This is a genomic window from Cellulophaga sp. RHA19, from assembly GCF_002813425.1.
Classification (GTDB): domain Bacteria; phylum Bacteroidota; class Bacteroidia; order Flavobacteriales; family Flavobacteriaceae; genus Cellulophaga.
The window spans coordinates 800455-824826 of sequence record NZ_PHUL01000001.1; the positions used below are offsets into that span (position 1 = coordinate 800455).

At 34.0% G+C, this 24372-nt stretch carries 19 protein-coding genes; 10 read left to right on the top strand and 9 right to left on the bottom strand.

What is annotated here, in order from left to right; all coding sequences use genetic code 11:
• The 5 genes from AX016_RS03570 to AX016_RS03590 all read left to right on the top strand — a co-directional run bounded on the left by AX016_RS03570 (window position 1) and on the right by AX016_RS03590 (window position 5133).
• Complete coding sequence (locus tag AX016_RS03570; protein WP_100894304.1) at window positions 1-2346, top strand: penicillin-binding protein 1A; 2346 nt, start codon at window positions 1-3, stop codon at window positions 2344-2346.
• Window positions 2347-2362: 16 nt separating this feature from the next.
• Window positions 2363-3064, top strand: coding sequence for a CoA transferase subunit A (locus tag AX016_RS03575; protein ID WP_100894305.1), 702 nt, complete (start codon window positions 2363-2365; stop codon window positions 3062-3064).
• 14 nt (window positions 3065-3078) lie between these two features.
• Complete coding sequence (locus tag AX016_RS03580; RefSeq protein ID WP_100894306.1) at window positions 3079-3417, top strand: hypothetical protein; 339 nt, start codon at window positions 3079-3081, stop codon at window positions 3415-3417.
• Between the two features lie 40 nt (window positions 3418-3457).
• Window positions 3458-4111, top strand: a complete 654-nt coding sequence (locus tag AX016_RS03585) for a 3-oxoacid CoA-transferase subunit B (RefSeq protein WP_100894307.1) — start codon at window positions 3458-3460, stop codon at window positions 4109-4111.
• A 479-nt stretch (window positions 4112-4590) separates the two neighbouring features.
• Entirely contained in the window at window positions 4591-5133 is a 543-nt protein-coding gene (locus AX016_RS03590) for a thioredoxin family protein (RefSeq protein WP_100894308.1), read from the top strand.
• Window positions 5134-5220: 87 nt separating this feature from the next.
• Here AX016_RS03590 and AX016_RS03595 read toward each other — a convergent pair whose 3' ends face one another.
• Genes AX016_RS03595 through AX016_RS03605 form a run of 3 tightly spaced genes read right to left on the bottom strand, consistent with a single transcriptional unit; the run spans window position 5221 to window position 8685 of the window.
• The gene (locus tag AX016_RS03595) at window positions 5221-5967 is read right to left on the bottom strand and encodes a succinate dehydrogenase/fumarate reductase iron-sulfur subunit (protein WP_100894309.1); all 747 of its coding nucleotides are present in this window, start codon (window positions 5965-5967) and stop codon (window positions 5221-5223) included.
• A 10-nt stretch (window positions 5968-5977) separates the two neighbouring features.
• Entirely contained in the window at window positions 5978-7993 is a 2016-nt protein-coding gene (locus tag AX016_RS03600; protein WP_100894310.1) for a fumarate reductase/succinate dehydrogenase flavoprotein subunit, read from the bottom strand.
• Window positions 7994-8007: 14 nt separating this feature from the next.
• On the bottom strand, window positions 8008-8685 hold the full coding sequence (locus AX016_RS03605; RefSeq protein WP_100894311.1) for a succinate dehydrogenase cytochrome b subunit: 678 nt from the start codon (window positions 8683-8685) through the stop codon (window positions 8008-8010).
• 166 nt (window positions 8686-8851) lie between these two features.
• On the opposite strand from AX016_RS03605, the gene AX016_RS03610 reads away from it, so the two are divergent.
• From AX016_RS03610 to AX016_RS03625, 4 genes are all read left to right on the top strand, one after another.
• Window positions 8852-9742, top strand: coding sequence for a RimK family alpha-L-glutamate ligase (locus tag AX016_RS03610; protein ID WP_100894312.1), 891 nt, complete (start codon window positions 8852-8854; stop codon window positions 9740-9742).
• The gene (locus AX016_RS03615; protein WP_100894313.1) at window positions 9720-10691 is read left to right on the top strand and encodes a succinylglutamate desuccinylase/aspartoacylase family protein; all 972 of its coding nucleotides are present in this window, start codon (window positions 9720-9722) and stop codon (window positions 10689-10691) included. Before AX016_RS03610 ends, AX016_RS03615 begins: the two co-directional genes overlap by 23 nt.
• A 365-nt stretch (window positions 10692-11056) precedes the next feature.
• Window positions 11057-12631, top strand: a complete 1575-nt coding sequence (locus tag AX016_RS03620; RefSeq protein ID WP_100894314.1) for a hypothetical protein — start codon at window positions 11057-11059, stop codon at window positions 12629-12631.
• A 75-nt stretch (window positions 12632-12706) separates the two neighbouring features.
• The gene (locus AX016_RS03625; RefSeq protein WP_100894315.1) at window positions 12707-14533 is read left to right on the top strand and encodes a cytochrome-c peroxidase; all 1827 of its coding nucleotides are present in this window, start codon (window positions 12707-12709) and stop codon (window positions 14531-14533) included.
• 19 nt (window positions 14534-14552) lie between these two features.
• Here AX016_RS03625 and AX016_RS03630 read toward each other — a convergent pair whose 3' ends face one another.
• Together AX016_RS03630 and AX016_RS03635 are read right to left on the bottom strand one after the other, a co-directional pair.
• On the bottom strand, window positions 14553-15398 hold the full coding sequence (locus AX016_RS03630) for a hypothetical protein (protein WP_100894316.1): 846 nt from the start codon (window positions 15396-15398) through the stop codon (window positions 14553-14555).
• A gap of 138 nt (window positions 15399-15536) precedes the next feature.
• Entirely contained in the window at window positions 15537-18389 is a 2853-nt protein-coding gene (locus AX016_RS03635) for a VPS10 domain-containing protein (protein ID WP_100894317.1), read from the bottom strand.
• A gap of 277 nt (window positions 18390-18666) precedes the next feature.
• Here AX016_RS03635 and AX016_RS03640 point away from each other — a divergent pair, with 277 nt between their 5' ends.
• On the top strand, window positions 18667-19962 hold the full coding sequence (locus AX016_RS03640) for an aminopeptidase P family protein (protein WP_100894318.1): 1296 nt from the start codon (window positions 18667-18669) through the stop codon (window positions 19960-19962).
• 60 nt (window positions 19963-20022) lie between these two features.
• Here the strand turns inward: AX016_RS03640 and AX016_RS03645 are convergent, their stop codons facing one another.
• The 4 genes from AX016_RS03645 to AX016_RS03660 all read right to left on the bottom strand — a co-directional run bounded on the left by AX016_RS03645 (window position 20023) and on the right by AX016_RS03660 (window position 24320).
• Window positions 20023-21141, bottom strand: coding sequence for an OmpA family protein (locus tag AX016_RS03645; RefSeq protein ID WP_100894319.1), 1119 nt, complete (start codon window positions 21139-21141; stop codon window positions 20023-20025).
• A gap of 198 nt (window positions 21142-21339) precedes the next feature.
• A complete protein-coding gene (locus AX016_RS03650; protein WP_100894320.1) occupies window positions 21340-22356 on the bottom strand; it encodes a sugar phosphate nucleotidyltransferase in 1017 nt (338 codons plus the stop codon).
• A gap of 72 nt (window positions 22357-22428) precedes the next feature.
• Window positions 22429-22863: a dUTP diphosphatase gene (gene dut, locus AX016_RS03655; RefSeq protein ID WP_100894321.1), complete on the bottom strand. Its 435-nt coding sequence runs from the start codon at window positions 22861-22863 to the stop codon at window positions 22429-22431.
• Window positions 22860-24320 carry an oligosaccharide flippase family protein gene (locus AX016_RS03660; protein WP_100894322.1) on the bottom strand — a complete coding sequence of 487 codons (1461 nt, stop codon included), beginning with the start codon at window positions 24318-24320 and terminating at the stop codon, window positions 22860-22862. The genes dut and AX016_RS03660 overlap by 4 nt, the downstream gene beginning before the upstream one ends.
• Window positions 24321-24372 lie beyond the last annotated feature (52 nt).

The following is a 24372-nucleotide window of genomic DNA, read 5'->3' on the forward strand; positions in this document are numbered from 1 at the left end:
ATGGCAAAGGCTGTAAAGAAAAAAGAGAGTAAACCATTTTTAAAATTTGTAAAATGGTTTTGGATATTATTTGTAGTAGGTATAGTTTCTGCCGTACTAGTATTTCTGCTAGCATCTATGGGTGCATTTGGAGAATTACCAGATTTTGAACGTTTAGAAAACCCACAAACAAATTTAGCTAGTCAAATTATATCTTCTGACGGAGAACTTTTAGGTAAATATTATTTAGATGATAACAGAACAGATGTTGCTTATGACCAACTACCAAAACACTTGGTAGATGCCCTAGTTGCAACTGAAGATGCTCGTTATTTTGAACATTCTGGTATAGATGCACGTGGCACCTTAAGAGCATTTTTCTATTTAGGAAAAAAAGGTGGAGCTAGTACCATTTCTCAACAATTAGCTAAACAATTATTTACCGGCTTAGCTGCTAGAGGATGGCAACGTTACACTCAAAAAATTAAAGAATGGGTTATTGCAACTCGTTTAGAACGCCAATACACAAAAGAAGAAATTATAGCTATGTACTTTAACATCTATGATTTTGGTAACAATGCAGATGGTATACGTTCTGCTTCTCGTATTTACTTTGGTAAAGAACCTAAAGATTTAGATGTTAAGGAATCTGCTATGTTAGTAGGTATGTTTAAAAATTCATCTTTATACAACCCTACTCCTAAAAGAAACCCAAAGGGAACTTTAAACCGTAGAAATGTAGTTTTAGCACAAATGGCTAAATACGGCTACATTACCCAAAAAGACAAAGACTCTTTGCAACAAATACCTTTAAGCTTAAACTTTTCTCCTGAAAACCACAAAGAAGGTCTTGCCACATATTTTAGAATGTACTTGCAAGGTTTTATGAACGACTGGGCGAAGAAAAACCCTAAACCAGCTTTAAAAGGAGAAAGAGAAAAATGGAATCTGTATTTAGACGGATTAAAAATCTATACTACTATTGATTCTAGAATGCAAAAAAATGCAGAAGTAGCTGTAGAAAAACATATGACAAAACTACAGGCTGAGTTTTTTGTTCAAAACACACCTGAACGCAATAAAAATGCTCCGTTTTTAGACCTAAATAAGAGCGAAATTAATAGAATTTTAGAACGAGGCATGAAATCTTCTGACCGATGGAGAGCTATGAAAAGAAATGGCAAATCTGAAAAAGAAATGAGAGCCATTTTTGAAAAGCCAATTCCAATGAAGGTTTTTAGCTGGACAAGCAAAACAAAAAACAAAGACACAGTAATGTCTCCTTTAGACTCTGTTAGGTATCACAAATCTTTTTTAAGAACAGCAATGATGTCTATGGAACCACAAACAGGACATGTTAAAGCTTGGGTTGGCGGTATAAATTACAAGTATTTTCAGTATGACAATGTGTATAGTGGATCTAGACAAGCAGGTTCTACATTTAAACCATTTGTTTATGCTGCCGCTATAGACCAATTACGTTTATCTCCTTGTGATTCTATTATGGATACACAACATTGTATTGCTGCTGGTAAGCACGGCAATACAGATGCTTGGTGCCCTAAAAATTCAGACGGTAAGTATTCAGGAAAAATGATGACACTTAAACAGGCATTAGCAAATTCCGTAAATTCTGTCACAGCAAAACTAATAGATGAAGTTGGCCCTGTTCCTGTAGTCCAAATGGCAAAAAAATTAGGCATTTCTAAAGAGTTGCCAGAAGTACCATCTATTGCTTTAGGTACTGCAGATATGAGTGTATATGAAATGGTTGGTGCGTATGGTGCATTTGCAAACCAAGGTGTTTATGTAAAACCAGTAATGGTTACAAGAATTGAAGATAAAAACGGCACTGTTTTATATGAATACACCCCACAAACAAAAGACGTTATGAGTAAAGATGTTGCTTATGCCGTTGTAAACCTGATGGAAGGTGTAACACAAGGTGGTTCTGGAACAAGGCTAAGACACAAATACCAAGCAAATAGAAGAGATTATAAAGAAATTATGACTGGCTATCCTTACGAACTTAGCAATCCAATTGCTGGTAAAACAGGAACTACACAAAACCAAAGTGATGGTTGGTTTATGGGCATGGTACCAAACCTAGTTACTGGAGTTTGGGTTGGTGGTGAAGACAGAGCAACACACTTTAAAAGTATCACATACGGGCAAGGAGCAGCAATGGCATTACCTATTTGGGGTATGTATATGAAGGCAAATTATGCAAATAAAGATTTAGGGATATCTGATAAGGCATTTACCAAACCCAAAAACCTATCTATTAACGTAGATTGCGCTAAGGTTAGAAAAGAAATGCAACAAGACAACAAAGTTGAAGACGATATAGACGATCTTGATTTTTAATTAATTCTTATTTAAAATGATTAGAAAAACAGTAGCAAACGTTAAAGAAGCACTTAAAGGCGTAAAAGACAATATGACTTTTATGGTTGGTGGTTTTGGCTTATGCGGCATTCCAGAAAACGCAATATCAGAATTGGTTGACCTGAATGTTACAGGCATAACTTGTATATCTAACAATGCAGGTGTAGATGATTTTGGTCTTGGTTTATTACTTCAAAAACGCCAAGTAAAAAAAATGGTATCCTCATATGTAGGTGAAAATGATGAGTTTGAAAGACAAATGCTAAGCGGTGAGTTAGAAGTAGAATTAACACCACAAGGCACCTTAGCAGAAAAATGCAGAGCTGCGCAATCTGGTTTCCCTGCATTTTATACTCCTGCTGGGTACGGTACAGAAGTAGCAGAAGGGAAAGAAACAAGAGAGTTTAACGGCAAAATGTATGTTTTAGAGGAAGCCGCAAAAGCAGACTTTGCTTTTGTAAAAGCTTGGAAAGGTGATGAAGCTGGCAACCTTATATTTAAAGGAACTGCTCGTAACTTTAATGCAGTAATGTGTGGCGCAGCTACAATAACTGTTGCAGAGGTTGAAGAGTTACTACCCGCAGGAAGTTTAGATCCTAATGAAATTCACGTTCCCGGTATATTTGTGCAACGAATTTTTCAAGGAAAAGACTATCAAAAAAGAATAGAACAACGTACCGTTAGAGCTAGAGGGTAATACAAAAATTGTTTATGAAACTATCGTATAGATGTCCTTCTTGCAAAGCAACAAATTACTACACACCAGTAATAGCAACCAGAGGAGATCTGCATATGAAAATTGGTGATAATTTTGACACCAATTGTAAAAATTGTAACTCTAAGGAAAAAGTACACATTAATAAAATTACAGCAGTACAAGACAAAAGGTTAATAGTTATAGGAGCTATAATTGGTCTTATAACCGCAATAATTTTATGGTCTATTTTTGGAGCTATTGGAACAGTTGCATTTGGAATTCCCATAATTTTTATGTCTGTAGAAAGTAGCGCAACTAACACCTTTAACAAATATATGATAAGACGCAGGTAGCTTATCAACTTAAATAATATTCAATTTTATAGTAACTATTATGCTAGATAAAAACGGAATAGCTAAACGTATAGCAAAGGAAGTACAAGACGGGTTTTATGTAAATCTTGGTATTGGTATACCAACGTTAGTAGCCAATTTTGTAAATAATGATATTAGTGTTGAGTTCCAGAGTGAAAATGGCGTATTAGGTATGGGTCCTTTTCCTTTTGAAGGCGAGGAAGATGCTGATATTATTAACGCCGGCAAACAAACCATTACAACGCTTCCTGGAGCTTCTTTTTTTGATTCTGCCACTAGTTTTGGAATGATAAGAGGACAACACGTAGACCTTACCATTTTAGGCGCTATGGAAGTTTCTGAAAACGGAGATATTGCCAACTGGAAAATTCCAGGTAAAATGGTAAAAGGCATGGGGGGCGCTATGGATTTAGTTGCTTCTGCCGAAAATATTATTGTTGCAATGATGCACACCAACCGCGCTGGCGAATCTAAATTACTAGACAAATGTACATTACCATTAACAGGCGTTGGTTGTGTAAAAAAGATAGTAACCAACCTTGCCGTTTTAGAGGTTACAAAAGACGGTTTTTTACTTTTAGAACGCGCACCAGGGGTATCTGTAGAGGAAATTAAAAAAGCCACAAAAGGAACATTAATTATTAATGGCGATGTTCCTGAGATGGATATTTAAACAAAAAACTAGGCGCTTGCAACAAAAAAAAGCCATTTTACAACAATTGTTTTACAATTTTAAAGTATGCACATATATTTACATTGTATAAAAGCTTAACCTTAAATTACAACTTTAAACAATATAACTATGAGCACCCAAATTTATCCTACAACACAGAAAGTAATTTACAAGAAGAACTTTTTTTCTGGAATTATTAGCCTAACAAAAAAACTATTTATGATATCATAAATGAGTTTAAAGCAAAGACATTAAAAGGAGCTGCATTTAAAATGCCGCTCCTTTTCTATTTTAAAACAGTTTTTAATAACAGATTTTTTACACTAAAAAGACAATACACCCTTTTACTACCTTCAATATAAAGAGAAATAAGAATTACCTACCTTTACTACACACAAACTTCATTACATCATAAAATAGCCTTAAAACGCTTGATTATGTTACCTAGAGGATATAACTTAGTATAAAATTCAGTTAAAATGAAAAAAATCACACACACAACACTAATACTAGCACTTCTCTTATTTGTTACATCTGTTTCTGCACAAATTCCAAAAGACCATAACAACAGAGAGCGCTTACTAGGCAAGATTAGCAAGTCTGATTTAACACAAAACTCATTTGCAAATTGGTTTACACCTAATTATAATGACTACAAGGTAGACACAAAAACACTAAACACAATAAAAGAAGATTTAAAAAAATACAAAATAGTTGCTTTTATGGGCACTTGGTGCGGAGATAGCAAAAGAGAAACACCTCCTTTTTATAAAATACTAGAAGCCGCTAACTTTCCAATGGAAAATTTTAGCATAGTGGCTGTAGACAATGCAAAAAATAACTACAAAAAAAGTCCTGGAGGAGAAGAAAAAGGATTAAACATTACACACGTTCCCACGTTTATTTTATACAAAAATAATAAGGAAGTTAACCGAATAGTAGAATCGCCCGTAATAAGCCTAGAAAAGGATTTAAAAGCTATTGTAACAGGCAGTACTTACATTCCAAATTACGCCGATTAAAAAGCAAAACATAAAAAATCCCAAGCTGTACATACAACTTGGGATTTTTAATTTTATGTAAATAGTTACGCTGTAACTTATTTTAGCTTATCCTTTAATGTTTGCAGATAAAAATTCACGGTTCATACGTGCAATGTTCTCTAAAGAAATTCCTTTAGGACATTCTACCTCACAAGCACCTGTGTTAGTACAGTTACCAAAACCTTCTAGATCCATTTGAGCAACCATATTTTTAACACGGTCTGTTGCTTCTACTTGTCCTTGTGGCAATAAAGCATACTGAGATACTTTAGCTCCCACAAACAACATAGCCGAAGAGTTTTTACAACTTGCAACACAAGCACCACACCCAATACAAGTTGCAGCATCCATAGCTTCATCTGCAGCGTGCTTAGAAATAGGAATTGCGTTAGCATCTTGTGTATTACCAGAAGTGTTTACAGATATATAACCACCTGCGTGTTGTATACGATCAAAAGCACCTCTATCTACAACTAAATCCTTTAATACAGGAAATGCAGCTGCTCTAAATGGCTCTATTGTAATAGTATCACCATCTTTAAACATACGCATGTGCAATTGACATGTAGTTACCCCTCTATCTGGCCCGTGAGCTTCACCATTAATATACATAGAGCACATACCGCAAATACCTTCGCGACAATCATGATCAAAAGCTACTGGCTCCTCACCAGAGTTAATTAACTGTTCGTTTAAAACATCCATCATTTCTAAGAAAGACATATGTTCTGAGATCTCAGTCACTTTATAATCGACCATCTGACCTTTAGATTGAGCATCTTTTTGACGCCAAATTTTAAGTGTTAAATTCATAATGTCTATCTTATTTATATGAACGTTGTTTTAATTCAATTTCGTTAAACTCAAGGTCTTCTTTGTGTAAAATAGCATCTCCAGGTTCTCCTTTATATTCCCAAGCAGAAACAAAAGCAAACTCCTTATCATTACGCTTAGCTTCACCCTTTTGCTCACCATCTAACTCTACAGACTCTTCTCTAAAGTGACCACCACAAGACTCTTCTCTTTCCAAAGCATCTTTTGCAAACAACTCTCCTAGCTCTAAGAAATCTGCTACACGACCAGCCTTCTCTAATTCGCTATTTAATTCATTTGCATTACCTGGAACACTAACGTTTTTGTAAAAATCTTCACGTAATTCTTTAATCTCTACCATTGCCTCTCTTAACCCTTGTGCGTTACGAGACATACCACATTTCTCCCACATAATATTACCTAATTTCTTATGGTAATAATCTACAGAATGAGATCCTTTATTATTTACAAAGAAGTTAATTTTATCTGTCACTTCCTTTTCAGCAGCATCAAACTCTGGTGTATCAGTAGGAATTTTACCTGTTCTAATTTCGTGAGAAAGATAATCTCCAATTGTATAAGGCAAAACAAAATAACCATCTGCTAAACCTTGCATTAAAGCAGAAGCTCCTAATCTGTTTGCACCGTGATCAGAGAAGTTTGCTTCACCAATACAGTATAAACCGTCTACAGTAGTCATTAAGTTATAATCTACCCATACACCACCCATTGTATAATGTACCGCTGGGTATATCATCATTGGAGTTTTATAAGGATCTTGATCTACAATTTTCTCGTACATCTGAAAAAGGTTACCATATTTAGCCTTAACTATTGCAGCACCTAATTCATATATCTTATCTGCAGAAGCATTAGCTATATTATGAATTTTAGCCTGCTCTTTACCATATCTTTCAATAGCAGAGGCAAAATCTAAATAAACAGCTTCACCAGTTGCATTAACACCGTAACCAGCATCACAACGTTCTTTTGCTGCTCTAGATGCAACATCACGCGGTACTAAGTTACCAAATGCAGGGTATCTTCTTTCTAAGTAATAATCTCTTTCATCTTCAGACAAATCGGTCGGCTTTTTCTTGCCTTCACGAATTGCTAAAACATCATCCATATTTTTAGGAACCCAAATACGACCATCATTACGCAAAGATTCTGACATCAATGTTAATTTAGATTGATAGTCTCCTGAACGCGGAATACACGTTGGGTGAATTTGAGTATAACAAGGGTTTGCAAAAAATGCTCCCTTTTTATGTATTTTCCAAGCAGCAGTTGCATTAGAACCCATTGCATTTGTAGACAAGAAATAAACGTTACCATAACCACCAGAAGCAATTACAACTGCGTGTGCAGAATGACGTTCTATTTCTCCTGTAACTAAGTTACGAGCAATAATACCACGCGCTTTACCATCTATTTTTACAACATCTAACATTTCATGACGATTGAACGGTGTAATTTTACCACGTGCAATTTGTCTGTTCATTGCAGAATATGCTCCTAATAATAACTGTTGTCCTGTTTGCCCTTTAGCATAAAAAGTTCTAGAAACTAATACTCCTCCAAAAGAACGGTTATCTAATAATCCGCCGTAATCACGAGCAAAAGGAACCCCTTGTGCTACACACTGATCTATAATATTGGCAGAAACCTCAGCCAAACGATAAACGTTTGCCTCACGAGAACGGTAATCTCCTCCTTTAACCGTGTCATAAAACAAACGGTAAGTAGAATCTCCATCTCCTTGATAATTTTTTGCTGCATTTATACCACCTTGTGCCGCAATAGAGTGTGCTCTACGCGGAGAATCTTGGTAGCAAAATGTTTTTACATTGTAACCTAACTCTGCTAATGTAGCAGCAGCAGAACCACCTGCCAAACCAGTACCAACAACAATAACATCTATGTTACGTTTGTTAGCCGGGTTAACTAAATCTATATGGTTTTTATAATCGGTCCACTTAGTTTTAAGAGGGCCTTTAGGTACTTTAGAATCTAATACAGACATATGATACTATATTATTAATGATTAAAATAATGAAAAAGGGCTATAAAAATAAATCCTAAAGGAAGTATTATAGCATAAGCCTTACCAAAAGCCTGAAGCTTTTGTTTTCTCATAGAGCTAACTCCAGAAGATTGAAACGCAGAACTAAATCCGTGCATAAGGTGTAAAGATAAAAACACAAATGCCAAAACATAAGCGCCAACTCTTAATGGGTTAACAAACTTGTGCGTTAGCTCTTCGTAATAACGAAAGCCTTCCCCATCTGCTAATAATCCAGACATATCGCCTTGGATGTATTTTGTGTCTATTTCTGGTAACCAGAAATCAATAAAGTGAAGCACCAAGAAACCTAGTATAGCCAAACCGCTATAAATCATATTCCTACTCATCCAGCTAGAATTAGCTGCTCCATTATTTTTAGCATATTTTACTACTCTTGCTTGTCTATTTTTAAATTCAAGAATAAAGCCCATTATAAAATGATACATTACTCCAAAAATTAAAATCGGCTGTAATAAATACTGCACAGCCCAAAAAGTACCCATAAAATGAGAAGCCTCATTAAATGCGTTTGGACTAAATACCGATAAAATGTTAATAGCAAAGTGCTGAAGTAGAAAAAACATTAAAAATAAAGCAGAAAGTGCCATTGCATACTTTCTACCAATTGAAGATTTAAAAAATCCGCTCATTTGTTGTTAGTTTTTGTTCTACAAATTTACGACGCAATTAAGTTATCAACAAACTTTGCCCTGATTATGTAGCATATTTAGAATTAATTTAAAGAAAGTTAGAGTAACAATTCTCTTAATTATTATTTTTGACCGATATTCATAGAAAATTATTAAGATCTAAAAGATGGACATTGGGCTACTTTCTGTTAGTATGGCAGTATATTCTACCCGTAGAATTGCACAAGAAGCAGAAAAAAGAGGGCATTACATAGAGTTAATAGACCACACTAAGTGCTCTGTTAAACTTGGTGCAGATACACCCAAAGTATATCTTAATGAAGAAGACATTACAAATGAGTTTGATGCTATAATTCCTAGAATAGGAAACAAGGTAACAAGACACGGTGCTGCTGTTGTTAGAGAGTTTGAGCTAAATGGTGTTTTTACTACTGTAAAATCTTTAAGCATTATAAAAGCCCGTAATAAAGTAAAAACATTACAAATTATGTCTAGATGTGGTGTTCCTATTCCAGAAACATTGTTTTCTATAAATCCAAATAACATAGAATCTCAAATAGCATTACTTGGCGGAACACCCGTAATTATTAAACTGCAAGAAGGCACACAAGGTCTTGGCGTAATATTAGCAGAGACTAAAAAATCTGCCAAGTCTATTATAGATACGTTTTACAAGATGGATACGAGTATTCTAATTCAGAAGTTTATAGCAGAATCTAACGGAGAAGATATTCGCATTTTTGTTGTAGGCAACAAAATTGTTGCTAGTATGAAAAGAACTAGCGAAGCAGGTGAGTTTAGGTCTAATGTACACAGAGGTGCAACTGCACAAATGATAGAGCCAACAGCTTTTGAATGCAAAATAGCACTTAGAGCAGTTAAACAATTAGATTTAGGAGTTGCTGGCGTAGACTTAATACGATCTAAAAACGGTCCTTTGTTAATAGAGGTAAATGCATCACCTGGCTTAGAAGGTATAGAAAGTGCCACAGGAATTAACGTTGCAGAGAAAATTATAGAATACGTAGAGAAAAATGCATTTAAAAGAAGAAAATAAAACCATTACTATTGGCACAGAAAGTGTTAAACCTGGACAAGAGAAACTGGTAAGCATAAAGATAGATAGACTACCAACAGGTACAATTATAGATATTCCTATTTACGTATTTAACTCTAAAAATCCGGGACCAACTTTATTGGTGCAAGCTGGTTTACATGGCGACGAAATTAACGGCATAGAAATAGTACGCAGAATGCTAGACAAAAAGTATTTTAATGTTGACAAAGGGAGCATTATTGCTGTACCAATTTTAAATATTTTTGGATTTATACATTTTTCTAGAGAGCTACCAGACGGTAAAGATGTAAACAGAAGTTTTCCTGGCTCAAAATCGGGCTCATTAGCAAGCAGAATTGCGTATCATTTTTCTAGAGAAATTTTTCCTCAGATAGATTTTGGTGTGGATTTACACACAGGTGGTGGCAGAAGGTCTAATTATCCCCAAACAAGATATACCGCAGCAGATACAAACAGTAAAAAGTTAGCCACTATTTTTAATGCTCCTTTTACATTTTCATCAGACCTTATACCTAAATCTTTTAGAAAAACGGCTTTTACAAAAGGGATACCAACTATTGTATATGAAGCCGGTGAAAGTATGCGTATAGATGAATATTCTATTGAACAAGGTGTACAAGGTATTTTAAATATTCTGCATCACTTTAATATGCTAAATAAACCAGAAGCATTAATAGCAGAAAAAGAAGAAACAGTTTATTTAACCAACAGAAAGTGGTTACGTGCACCAACAGCCGGAATGTTTTTACCAAAAATTAAAAATGGCAGCGACATAAAAAAAGGAGCTGTTATTGGCATTGTTACCGATGCTTTTTCTAAACGAAATAAAGAAATAAAAGCACCATTTACTGGTTGTGTTTTTTGTATTAATCACCAAGCTGTAGTTAACCAAGGGGAAGCCCTTTTTCACATAGGAGAATTAGCTTAATTAGGGCTAATTCTTCAATTTTAACGCCAACATCTTCAATTTTTAATTTCGTTTTTACAAACTAATCAGTCTGCTTATGCAATTAATTCAAGCTTCATCAATTTAAAACGTGTATTTTATCGATCTTAAACTGCATTCCCACAGGTTATATCTCCTCAGTCAAAATATATCAAAACAACAAACAAACTAGTTGGTTTGTTAACGAACATCTGTTATTAAGAATAATTACAATTAATAACCTTTACTTAAAGTGTTAACGTAAAGACAAAATTAAGGTAATACAAACACCATAATGATTTAACAATATTGGTTACGTTGTATAATAGTTTTGCCCTCGAGAAATAATAACCAACAACACTTTAAAAATGTACAAAAAATTATTAGTCAGGGCATTTGCATTTTCCTTGATAGGAGCAAGTATTATTAGCTGCGATCCTGAAGACGGAATTGACGGAACAAACGGAAAAGATGGTATTGACGGAATTAACGGCCAGGACGGAAAAGATGGTGAAGACTTTACACCTACTGCATCTATATTTGAAAACAAATCTAATATGAAGCCATTAATTGCCCTAGATGGACAATTTAACTTTGTAGAAGCATACTCCTTAGTAAGCTCTAGTGATGTGCTAAGTTTTAACGGAACAGACTTTAGAATTGGTGGGGGCGCAGATGGTGCCGGACTAATTAAAAACGGAGAAGGATATGAGTATGTTGTAAATTTTGAAGATCATTTTGCTGTTGCAAGACTATCTTTAGATAAACAGTTTAATATTACAGATGCTACATATTTACTAAACTCTAGCGTTGCAGATTTTGCTCGCCAGTGTTCTGGCACAATGTGGGAAAAGGAAATTCACGGAGGCTCAAAAGATTTGTTTTTATCTGCTTCCGAAGCTTTTAATTTTGATGTAAAAGGAATAGACCCACTAATAGAAACTCCTACACCAACTGCTGATTTTGGCTTAGATGCATTGGGTGAATTTGCTTGGGAAAATGCTACACCATTACCACAAGGCGCATACGCAGGCCAAACTGTAATAGTTGGTGGTGATGATGATTCTTCTGGCTCTGAAGGGCAAGTTATAATGTACCACTCTACTGCCGGTGATGCAGACTTAACTGGAGGTAAAATATATGTTTTACGCTTAAAGCAAGTGTCAGATGGCGCTGGTGCCGTTATGGATGTAACAGCAAATACGCAATACAACGAGGGCAACCTAGATTTTCAAGAAACGTATGATGTAGAATTTGTTGAAATAGTAAACGGCTCTAGCTTAACTATTGATGAAATGGAAACAGCTTGTAATGACGTTTTTGCATCTCAGTTTATGAGAGTTGAAGACGTAGATTACCAAAAAGGGAGTGATGCAAATGCTAGAAACGTATATTTTGCAGTTACAGGCCGTGGACCAGGAAGAGGCACATATAACGATTGGGGCACAGTTTACAAGTTAGAACTAGACCCTACTAACCCATTAGAAGGTAAATTAACGCAAGTTATAAGTGGTAATACAGATACAAATAATATGGATGGTAATTTAGCAATGCTACAAAGTCCAGACAACATTTGTGTAACAGAAAACTATATTTACACGCAAGAAGACCCTAACTCTTTTAGCAGAGGACACGCTGCTTATATTTATCAGTCAGATTTAGAAGGAAACAACTCTAAAAAAGTACTAGAATTAGTTGTTAGAAACGACTTAGCTATTGATAAAACTACTGGCTTAAGTGGCGAATTTGGTTCTTTAATAGATATCTCTGATAAAATAGGCGAACCAGATACATTTATGCTAGCCTTACAGCCTCACTACTGGAAAAGTAATGATTTTGCTGGTGTAGACGGCGGAACTCAATCTTTACAACACCCTTGGTTAGGAGACACACCTTACCTAGAAGGATCTCAAATTGTAATAATAAAGGGGTTACCTAGATAAAAACAACACATATTTTTACTAAAAAGATCCCTGTATCATCTGGTACAGGGACTTTTTACTATAAAACCACAACAAATGCTTAAACACAGTTTTAAAATTATAGCTGTTCTATTTTTACTAATCTCCTCTTGCAAGCAGAAACAAAGTTATACCAAAACCACAACACCGGAAGATGTGAACTGGCAGCCGGCCCAAGAATATTACTTGGAGCAAATGACATTAGCCACAAATTTAATAGACTCTTTAAACACATTAAAGATTGATGACTCAATTGCAAAGCCTTTATTTTTTAAACTACGATTAGCTTTTAAAAAAGCAGAACCCTACGCAGGTGTTTTAAATTCGTCTGTAACACATAAAGCCAATGGCCCTGCTTTACCAATTTATAATGATGATAGTGGCAGAATAGTTGCCCCTATTGGCTTACAAAAAATTGAAGAATCTTTATTTACAGAAGAAGGCAACCAAAAAGACTTTTTAAGAGAACTCTATTACCAAAAAGGCTTTTTAAATAACTTAAAAGAAAATATTAAAAAAAGAGAATTAACACCTAAACGTTTTTTTATTGGCACACACCAACAATTAATGCGTATTGTTAGTTTGGCATTAGCAGGTTTTGACACTCCCGTTACAGGGCAAAGCATAACAGAGACTGCAGTTTCTTTAAAAAGCTTACATAAAGTATATCAATTATCATTGCAAGACTTAATTATATCTAACAATGAGCAGCTAGATCGTGATTTTTCAAAAAACATACAAAGGGCGGTAAAATATATTAATAAAAATACTGACTTTGCCTTATTTGATAGATACACGTTTATAAGGGACTATCTTAATCCAATTACTAGAAACTGGGTAGAAATAAGAAAAACATCAGAACTTTGGGATGGAAAAACAAATGCTTATCCTTTTAATTTTGATGCTCCAACTTTTTTTGAAGAAGACAGCTTCAATACCAATTACTTTTTAGATGTGAATGATAGAAATCCGTCTGAAGAAAAAATTGCACTAGGTAAAAAGTTATTTTTTGATAAAAACTTATCTAATAATCAAACAATGTCATGTGCTACCTGCCACCTACCAAGCAAAGGTTATGCAGATGGCTTATCTTTAGGCAATGACAACAACAAAGCTTTATTACAAAGAAACACCCCTACTTTATTAAACAGTATATATCAAAAAGCTTTTTTTTGGGACGGTAGAGCAAATACAATAGATGACCAAATTAGCGCTGTTTTTAAAAACGACAAAGAGTTTAATACAGATGTGCATCGTTTTTCTGGAAACATACTAAAAGACACCACTTACTCTAAATTATTTAAAAATGTTTTTGGCGTTGTACCCAATAGTAATCGAGAAACAGTAAGAGCAATATCTGTTTATGTATCTACACTAATTGGTTTTAATTCTAGGTTTGATAAAGATATGCGTGGCGAAACAAGCAATTTTACCACTCAAGAAAAAAATGGTTTTAATTTATTTATGGGAAAAGCTTTATGCGCAACTTGCCATTTTGTACCACTAACAAACGGCACAGTACCGCCTTTTTATAAAGAAACCGAAAAAGAAGTTATTGGCGTACCAAAAACAAGCAAAAACAAAGCTTTAGATAACGACAGAGGATTTTATTGGGTATTTGAAGAAGACATACATGACAAAATGTTTAAAACACCAACTATTAGAAACATTACACTAACAGCACCATATATGCACAATGGTATTTACAATACTTTAGATGAAGTTGTAAATTTCTACAATTTAGGAGGAGGAGCAGGTTTAGGTTTTTCTTTAGAGCACCAAACACTACCTTTTGATGAGCTTAATTTATTAGAAAGCGAGCAAAAAGACTTAATTGCATTTATGCATACACTAACCGACAATTCAGTTGCAGAAAAGAATTAAAAAAAAACCAAAAACTAAATTAGTTTTTGGTTTTTTGCTTTTTATTTAAGTTTATGTAGCCACCAAAAACAATGTTCCATTGTGAAAAGCCAAAACTTTGTTTTCCTCGGTCAGAATCATTAGGTGTTGTTACAATACTAGGCAAATTTATATAACCACCTTTTAGCTCAGATTGAATAAAGAATACATCAAAAAAAGTAAGGTTTAAACCAGCTGTTGCACCAAGTCCATAACCAGACAAATGAAATTCATCGTTTCTTCCTCTGTTTAAAAAATTAGAGTTTGTTTTTGGTATTACAACACCTGCATTAACACCTACAAGCATATTAAGATCTATAATACCTCCTAAATTTGCAATAGCATCGTTTCTTCTTAAAGCTACATTTACATAATTTAAACCATCTGTGTGCTCAAGACTTAAAAAACTCTCACCATCTATCACAATATCATCATTATCATAGACACCATCATAAGCAGTTCCTGTGTTTTCTATATAGCCAGATATTTTCACTGTTTGCAAATCTCTAACAATATATTTCATATGGTCTGTACCAATAGAAACATCCCAATGGTCATTTAAAAAATACCCTACCCTAAAATTAAATTGAGGAATAGTTAACCTACTTGGGTTTAAGTGCTTGCCAACATTCCATTCCAAATCTTCGTCCTTGGCTTTTACGTTATTTAAAACAAAATTATGATCACTTCCTTTAAATTCGATGTCAGAAGATGTGTACTCCGACTTATTCCAACCCCAATATAAATACAGTTTTCCTTTTTTAGAATCTGAGCTTATGGCAACAGCCTCTTGACCATGTGAAGCAACTGAACTTACAATGAAGAATAGTAAAAAAAATATACGCATTTTCTGTTATAAAGTTAATAAAATAAAGAGGTGCAAAATTAATGCTTTAAAAAATTACACCTCTCATTTTACACCTTTTTTAACATAAAAAAGCCAAGAAATTTATCTTGGCTTTTTAAAAATATAACAATTGGTATTTTATTTTATTTCAAAAGAAGTAGATGCCGATCCGCCATTACCAGATAATTCAATTTTGTAGGTTCCTTTTGGCAAATACGTTTTACCGTCTTTAGCCTGTGTTAATTGTGCTTTATTCTTTTTTAAATAGTTTGATTTTCCCGTCTTAGAAAAAGCAACATCGTAAGAAAGCACATTAAATCCTTTTTCACCATCTACAGTAACAGCACTAACTTCTATGTTATTCATTGTTAAAATACGAGCTTTAAAACTACCGCTTTTAGCTGCGTAAAAATTAACATCTACCCCTGGCGTATTTGGCCTAAACCTTGTTGAAGGAGCATTACCCCATCTGCTTGAAAACTTAATACTTTCTGGTTTAAACAAGTGCAATTTATTAGACAACATTGCAGGAGTCATTTTTTGCAACTTAGCAATATTTGCCTTGTAAATACTTCTACCGTGCGTACCTACCAATAAATCTTTAGCTGTAGACTGTATTACCAAATCATGCACCGCAACTGCCGGCATACCATTAGTAAACAATTCCCATGTTTCTCCCATATTAAAAGTAACATACAAACCGTTATCTGTACCAACAAACAATAAGTTTTCATTTACAGGATCTTCAATAATTACATTTACAGGAGATGCTGGTATGTTTTTACCAATGTTCTTCCAACTTTTTCCATAATCATTACTTAGGTAAACATACGGCGTATAATCATCCCACCTATACCCATTTAAAGTTACATATACACGCTCTTGTTTGTGTGCAGAAGCTACAACTCTAGAAACCCAAAGCTCATCATTATTAAGGTTATCACTTATTTTTTCCCAAGATGCTCCTCCATTTTTAGTAAGTTGTATTGCACCATCATCACTACCAGTATATAATACTCCAAACTTAAAAGGAGATTCTGATATTGTAGTTAACGTACCATAAGCAACATTTCCTTTTTTACCACCATTAGTTAAGTCACTAGAAATAGTTTCCCAGTTATCTCCTTTATTAAATGAACGGTGTAACTTATTACCTCCTAAATACAAAATATCCTGATTATGAGAAGATAGTAAAATTGGTGTTTGCCAGTTAAAGCGATATGGGCTTTCACCTAAATTATGCTTAGGCTGAATGTATTTTTGCGAATCGTTTTCCCTATCTATTCTAAAATAGTTTCCAAATTGAAAACCTGTATACACAATATTTGCATTTCTGCTATCTACTTGTACCTGCATACCATCGCCACCCATTAAACTTTTCCAAGGGTAATGACCTGTTTGGTGCCACCTAACACTTTCTCTGGCGTTATTTGCTCCAACCCAAACACCATTATCTTGCAAACCACCATACACATTGTATGGTTTTTCATCATCTACGTTTATAGCGTAAAACTGACCAACAGCTGGTGAATTATTTTTAATCCAGCTTTTACCATCATCGTAAGATATGTTTATACCACCATCATTACCATTAATTAAATGTCCTTTTAAGTCTGGGTTAATCCATAATGCATGATGATCTGAGTGCACATTAGGACCGTCTATATTATCAAAAGTTTTACCACCATCATTAGACTTAATTAAAGGAACACCTGCTAAGTAGATCTCATCTTTATTTTTAGGATGAACCCTAATTTGAGCAAAATAATATCCATAGCTATAAAATAAATTATCTATATGCTCCGTATTGGTTTTCTTCCACGTTTTTCCGGCATCATCGCTTCTAAAAACTTCTGCACCAACAACAGGAGTATCAAACAACATAGAATTTGCATCTTCTAAATACTTAGCAATATCTATAGGTTTTACTGTACCAACACGCACCATTTGTTTAACATTTGGAGCTCTGTGTTTTTCATGAAAACCGTTTGTTTTTAAAAAATTATTAAGCTTAGAATCGGACAACGCCAAAAAGGCTTTGGTAGACATTGTTTTAAAATCGTCCTTAGCTAAATCATTAGATGTACTTTTCTTTTTAGCTTCTGCAGGCCTTCTAAACTGACTATCATGCACAGCATACACTGTGTTTTCATCAAAAACAGCTAGTCCAATTCTACCTACACCTTCGCCAACAGGAAAACCACTTTCTTTAGTCGATATTTTTGTCCAGCTGCTACCACCATCCGTACTTTTATAAATAGCAGAATTAGAACCGTTACCAGAAAAATTCCAAGCTTTACGATCTTTTTCCCAAGCAGCTGCGTATTGCACACTAAAGTTTGTTGGCACCATAGCAACGTCTATAATACCAGTAACATCATTTACAAAAAGTGTTTTTTTCCAAGTTTTACCACCATCTATAGTCTTGTATATTCCACGTTCTTTATTAGCAGAATACAAATGTCCTGTTGCCCCAACAACAACTTCATTACTATTTTTTGGATTAATTAAAATTCTGCCAATATGATGAGCATCTACCAAGCCCATATTTTGCCACGTTTTGCCTTTATCTGTAGACTTTAACAAACCAACACCAGCATAAGAAGATCTAGAAGAGTTATTTTCCCCTGTACCAACCCAAATTACTCCTGTTTCCCAGTCTACGGCAATATCTCCAATATTTTGAGTACTTGCACTATCCATTACAGGAGTAAAAGTTGTGCCATTATTATTTGTATACCACAAACCGCCAGAAGCATATGCAGCATAAAACTCTGTTGGCTTGTTTGGGTTTACAGAAACGTCTACAATACGCCCGCTCATAACCGTAGGACCAATATTTGTAAATGCAATGTTTTTAACTATAGAAGATTCTTGCATTTGTTTCTTTTGCTTAAGTGCACTTTCTACAACATTCTGGGGAGTTGCCGCAGGTTGCGCCCAGCTTAATGCACCAGATAGCAAAAAGCAAAAAGATAAAATTTTTTTCATTTTTTAGGTTTTAGTTCGTTAGGTTTTGTTCTCTTAATTAGTCTTTGTTTTTAACCTACGGAAGTTATAAATAAAGGGCGTTATCCCAAAATAATTTTTATCTACCTAAAAACATATGTCTTTAATTATAGTTTGATGCTTTAAATACGTTAAAAGGAGGCTAAAAAATACCTTTTTCTATGCATCAAAATAGATATTCATTACTTTTGGTTGCATCTTGTAATTTTATGCGATTTTGCCACTAAAATTTCAATATAACAACCTGAAAAATTAAGAAATGAAGTACAATCAAATCGATTCTAAATTATTCGTAAAAAACCGCAAAAAGTTTATGGCTCAAATGAAGCCAAAAAGTATTGCCGTTTTTAATTCTAATGACATTTACCCAATTGGCGCAGATAGCGCAATGCCTTTTGAGCAACATAGAAATATTTTTTACTTAACTGGTGCAGATCAAGAAGAAACTATTTTAGTTCTTTTTCCTGATGCATTAGATAAAAAACACAGAGAAATTTTATTTGTTCGTGAAACCAATGCACATATTGCCGTTTGGGAAGGTGAAAAACTCACCAAAGAACGTGCAACAGAAGTATCTGGTATAGAAACTGTTTATTGGTTAACAGACTTTGATAAGGTTTTCTTTGATATAATGACAGAAGCAGATACTGTTTATTTTGATACCAACGAACATTACAGGCAAGCTGTAGAAACAGAAACAAGAGAAGATCGTTTTATAAAAAAATGTAAAGTAGATTACCCTGCTCACCAATGGGCAAAGAGTTTTCCAATAATGCAAAGCATAAGAGGTGTTAAAGAGCCTGAAGAATTAGCATTAATGCAAGAAGCTTGTAATATAACAGAAAAAGGTTTTAGACGTTTATTAGGCTTTGTTAAGCCTGGTGTTTGGGAGTATGAAATTGAAGCAGAATTGCTACATGAATTTGTACGTAACCGTTCTAAAGGATTTGCATACACACCAATTATTGCCTCTGGCTACAACGCAAACGTATTACATTACATAGAAAACAACCAACAATGTAAAGATGGCGATGTTATTCTAATGGATGTTGCAGCAGAATATGCAAACTACTCTAGTGATTTAAGTAGAAGTATACCAGTAAGTGGTAAGTTTACTAAAAGACAAAGAGCTGTTTACGACGCTGTTTTACGTGTTAAAAATGACGCAACAAAAATGCTTGTTCCTGGAACACTTTGGGCAGAATACCATAAGGAAGTAGGTAAACTAATGACTAGTGAATTATTAGGTCTTGGCTTGTTAGATAAAGCAGACGTACAAAATGAAGATAAAAACTGGCCAGCATACAAAAAGTACTTTATGCACGGTACAAGTCACCATATTGGTTTAAATACGCATGATTACGGAGAATTAAAAACTCCTATGAAAGCAAATATGGTATTTACTGTTGAGCCTGGCATCTATATTCCTAATGAAAACTTAGGTATTAGATTAGAGGATGATGTTGTAATACAAGAAAAAGGAGAGCCTTTTAACTTAATGGCAAACATTCCTATAGAAGCAGAAGAAATTGAAGAATTAATGCAAGCTAAGTAGCATTAAAATTTGTTTTAATAGTAAAACCTCTTCCCGCTAAAGGAAGAGGTTTTTTTATACTTAATCTTTATCTTCTTCAAAAGCTGTATTTGCGTAGTTACTGTACTTGTTTTCAGAAACCACAAACTCAACCCTTCTGTTTTTTAATCTTCCTGTTTCACTATTGTTAGTTGCCAACGGAATTGCATCTCCATGTCCTTGCCACTTGATACGGTCAAAAGTTAAACCGTTATCCAATAAAAACTCACCAACGGACTTGGCCCTATTTAAAGAAAGTAACTTGTTGTACTTAGCATTCCCTTCATTATCTGAATGCCCAAATATTGTTACGTTTAATTGCGGATTTCTTTTTAAATGCCTAACTAATTCTCTTAATTGACCTTTAGCCTCTGGATTAATTATATAACTATCAGAAGTAAATAACAAGTCTTTAATCACATAAATCTCGTCTACATTTATACTTTCATACTCCTCAACAGAAACATTGTCTACATAATAATACGAAGCTTTACGCAACCTTTCATTAACAACCTTGGTCCTAGTTCTTTTGTCTCTTTTAAAATTACCTAGAGTTATAAAAGACTCTGTCCCATTTGCTATAAAAGTAATAGATACATTTGTCCATGTTCTGTTATTAACATATCCGCTAGCAGACCTTACTCTTAATAGCTTTATTTCCTCTGAGTTATTTACATAATCTATTGCTATACTTTTTTTGGTACTCCATTTTGGAGCTCTTTCTGTAAATAATATTTGAAATTCATCTACAGCTAATCCTGCCTTATCTGCTAGGCTAACCATAAATGAAACTTTATATTTTTTTCCTTTAATTAATGTTTGAGATAAAGATCCGGTAATGTACTCCCTATAATTATCTGGGCCAAGCATATAAAACCCTGCAAAAGCTTTGCCGTCATATACTTGTTGTCTTCCTATAAAGTTATGATTGGTACTCATTTCAGGACTACAATCACTATAATAATCTGTACTACCATCTGATGGTGTACGCCAGTCTGAAACGTCTTTTTGAAAATTACCTGGTCTCTTAGTACATTTTGTGGCAAATTCAAAACTTGGGTTTTTTACCAGGTTCTGCGCATTTGAGTTTATAAAAACCGTAAATAAAAATAAGTAGATAATGTTTTTGTAAGTAAGTTTTGTTTGGGGAATTGTATGCATAACTAAACATTTGGGGTTTGGTGTTCACGTGCTAATTAACACATATTTATTTGACCCTAAGCAATTTACACTACAAATTGTTGTAGAAAGCGTAATTTTTGTATGTGAATTACTAAAAAAACGAGGTGTAAAAAAACACCAAAAACCCCATAAAAAGCAATTTTACGGGGTTTAAATGCAATATTTTATATCAAAAATTTATTCTAAAACAGAGTAATCTCCTATACTAATTGTCTCGTAATTGCCATTGTATTTTACGTGATTACCAACCATTGCATTATCTAAATTTGCATTTTCGATTTTGCTATTAGTTTGTATTAGACTATTTTTTATGGTAGAATTTTCTACAACCGTATTATCCCCTACAGAAACGTATGGCCCAACAGTAGTATTTTTAAGCACTACATTTTCTCCTATGTAACAAGGTTCTATAATGTTAGCATTATCTAGTGTTACAGATTTAGAAACCAATGCTTCTCCGTCTTTTTCTAAAAAACCTAACATACGCATATTGGTTTCTACAGTAACATTTTTATTTCCACAGTCCATCCATTCATCAACCTTACCAGAAACAAACTTTTTACCTTTTTGCATCATTTGCTTAATACCATCATTAATTTGGTATTCACCACCATTAATAATATTATTATCTAAAACGTGTTGTAATTCATTTTTCAAAACAGCAACATCTTTAAAATAATAGATACCAATTACAGCTAAGTCAGACACAAATTGCTCTGGTTTTTCAACCAACTCTATAATTTCATTTTTGTCATTTAATTTAACAACACCAAAAGCTTCTGGTTTTTCCACTTGTTTTACCCAAATAACACTATCTGCAGTTTTATCTAAATCAAAATCTGCTCTAATTAATGTATCTGCATATGCAATTACAGCAGGGCCACTTAAAGAGTCTTTAGCGCACATTATAGCGTGCCCCGTACCCAAAGGTTGGTCTTGCCTGTAAATAGATGCTTTAGCGCCTAAACTCTCTGCTAAAGCAGTTAAACTAGCAATAACATCATCACCAAAAAAAGCCGGATCACCTAAAATAAAAGCAACTTCTTCAATTGGTTCATCTAAAACCTTTGCTATATCACTAACCAAGCGGTGCACAATTGGCTTACCAGCTATTGGTATTAATGGTTTTGGAACTGTTAATGTATGTGGTCTAAGACGAGAACCTCTACCCGCCATTGGAACTATAATTTTCATTTTTTTCTTTTTTTAAATCTAAGCACAAATTAATGCGCCTATATTAATAATGGTTTATGTTTATATTATTTTTTACTTAGTGCCTGTACTACCAAAGCCACCTTCGCCTCTAGCTGTTTCAGACAACTCATTTACCTCTACCCATTCTGCTCGTTCATGCTTTGCGATAACCAATTGTGCAATACGCTCACCGTTCTCAACTTTAAAATCTTCATTAGATAGGTTTACCAAAATTACACCAATTTCACCTCTATAATCTGCATCTATAGTGCCAGGTGCATTTAAAACAGTAACACCTTTTTTGGCTGCTAAACCACTTCTTGGGCGTACTTGCGCCTCATAACCAACTGGCAGCTCTATAAAAAGACCCGTTTTAATAATTGCTCTTTGTAAAGGTTTTAACGTAATAGATTCTAAAATATTGGCTCTTAAGTCCATCCCAGCAGAAGCCATAGTTTCATAACTAGGAGTTTCATGAGCCGATTTATTAATTATTTTTATTGTCATTTTTTCTTTATTATTTTTCTTAATACTTCATTCTCCATTTTATACACTAAGCCTACAAATAAGAGTAGAAAAGCACAACCCACCCAAAGGTTTCTGTCAAAAATGTAAAAAGACAAAATTGATAACACCACTGATAAACTAAAATAAAATACTATTTTACGCATATTATATGGTATTGGGTAATTTTTTTTGCCATACCAATAAGATAGCACCATCATACTACCATAAGCTAAAACTGTAGCTATAGCAGAGGCCATATAACTTAATGTGGATATAAGTGCCACATTAACAACTATAGTTACAATGGCTCCAATTACAGATATAAAAGCACCGTAACGCGTTTTATCTGTAACCTTATACCAAACAGATAAATTATGATAAATTCCTAAAAAGAAATTTGCTAACACAATTAATGGCACCACTTTCATTGCCTCCCAATACTCAGAATTGTCTACAAACATTAGTTTTAGCACATCAGCAAAAACTACTACTCCCAATAAAATTACACTGCCTAATATTACAAAGTAATTGGTAATTTGCGCATATGCTTTTTGAGGATTTTTAGAGTTAGAGTGACTAAAAAAGAAAGGTTCTATTCCCATTCTAAATGCTGTAGCAAAGAGAGTCATAAACAAAGCCAATTTGTAACAAGCAGCATATTTACCAACCTCAGATTCGGCTATGTCCTCTGGCAGAAGCCATTCCAATAAAATTTTATCAAAAACCTCATTAATTGTAAACGCTATACCAGCCAATAAAACAGGCCCTGCATACTTCATCATAGAACGCCACAATACTTTATCAAAAACATATTTGCTTTTAAGATATAAACCCAACATTAAAATTAATGTTACTCCACTAGCAATTAAGTTTGATATAAATATATATGAAATTTGAAAGTCTTCTTTATAAATTGATGTTAAGATAGAATCTGTATTACCAACAACAAGCTTAGGTAACAGCAATAAGAAAAAGAGGTTTAAGCCAAGATTGATGCAAATGTTCACAATTTTTATAATTGCATATTTCATTGGCTTTTCTGTAGCTCTAAGCCATGCGAAAGGAATAATTACTAAAGCATCTAAAACAAGAATAAAAATTGCATAAGAGATAAACTCCTCCCTAATACCAGCAAAACTTGCTAAAGGATTTTTTAATATTAATGCTATTACAAAAAAAGCTAAGGTAGAAACAGCTATAGAAATAAGCGATGTAGAAATTACCTTTTCTTTGTCTTCTGATTTATGGTAAAACCTAAAAAAAGCAGTCTCCATACCGTAAGCTAAAAACACATTAAAAATTGCAAACCAAGCAAAAATAACAGAAACCTGACCATAAATATCTGGATCCATTACGTCTGTATACACACGCACTAAAAGGAAGGACAGCATTCTAGGCAACACTGTTGCCAAACCATACACAAAGGTTTGCTTAAAAAGTTTTTTAAAAGGATTCAATAGTGTTTAATTAGAGTATAAAAGTAGTTATTTATACCCTAGCAAGCAAAGT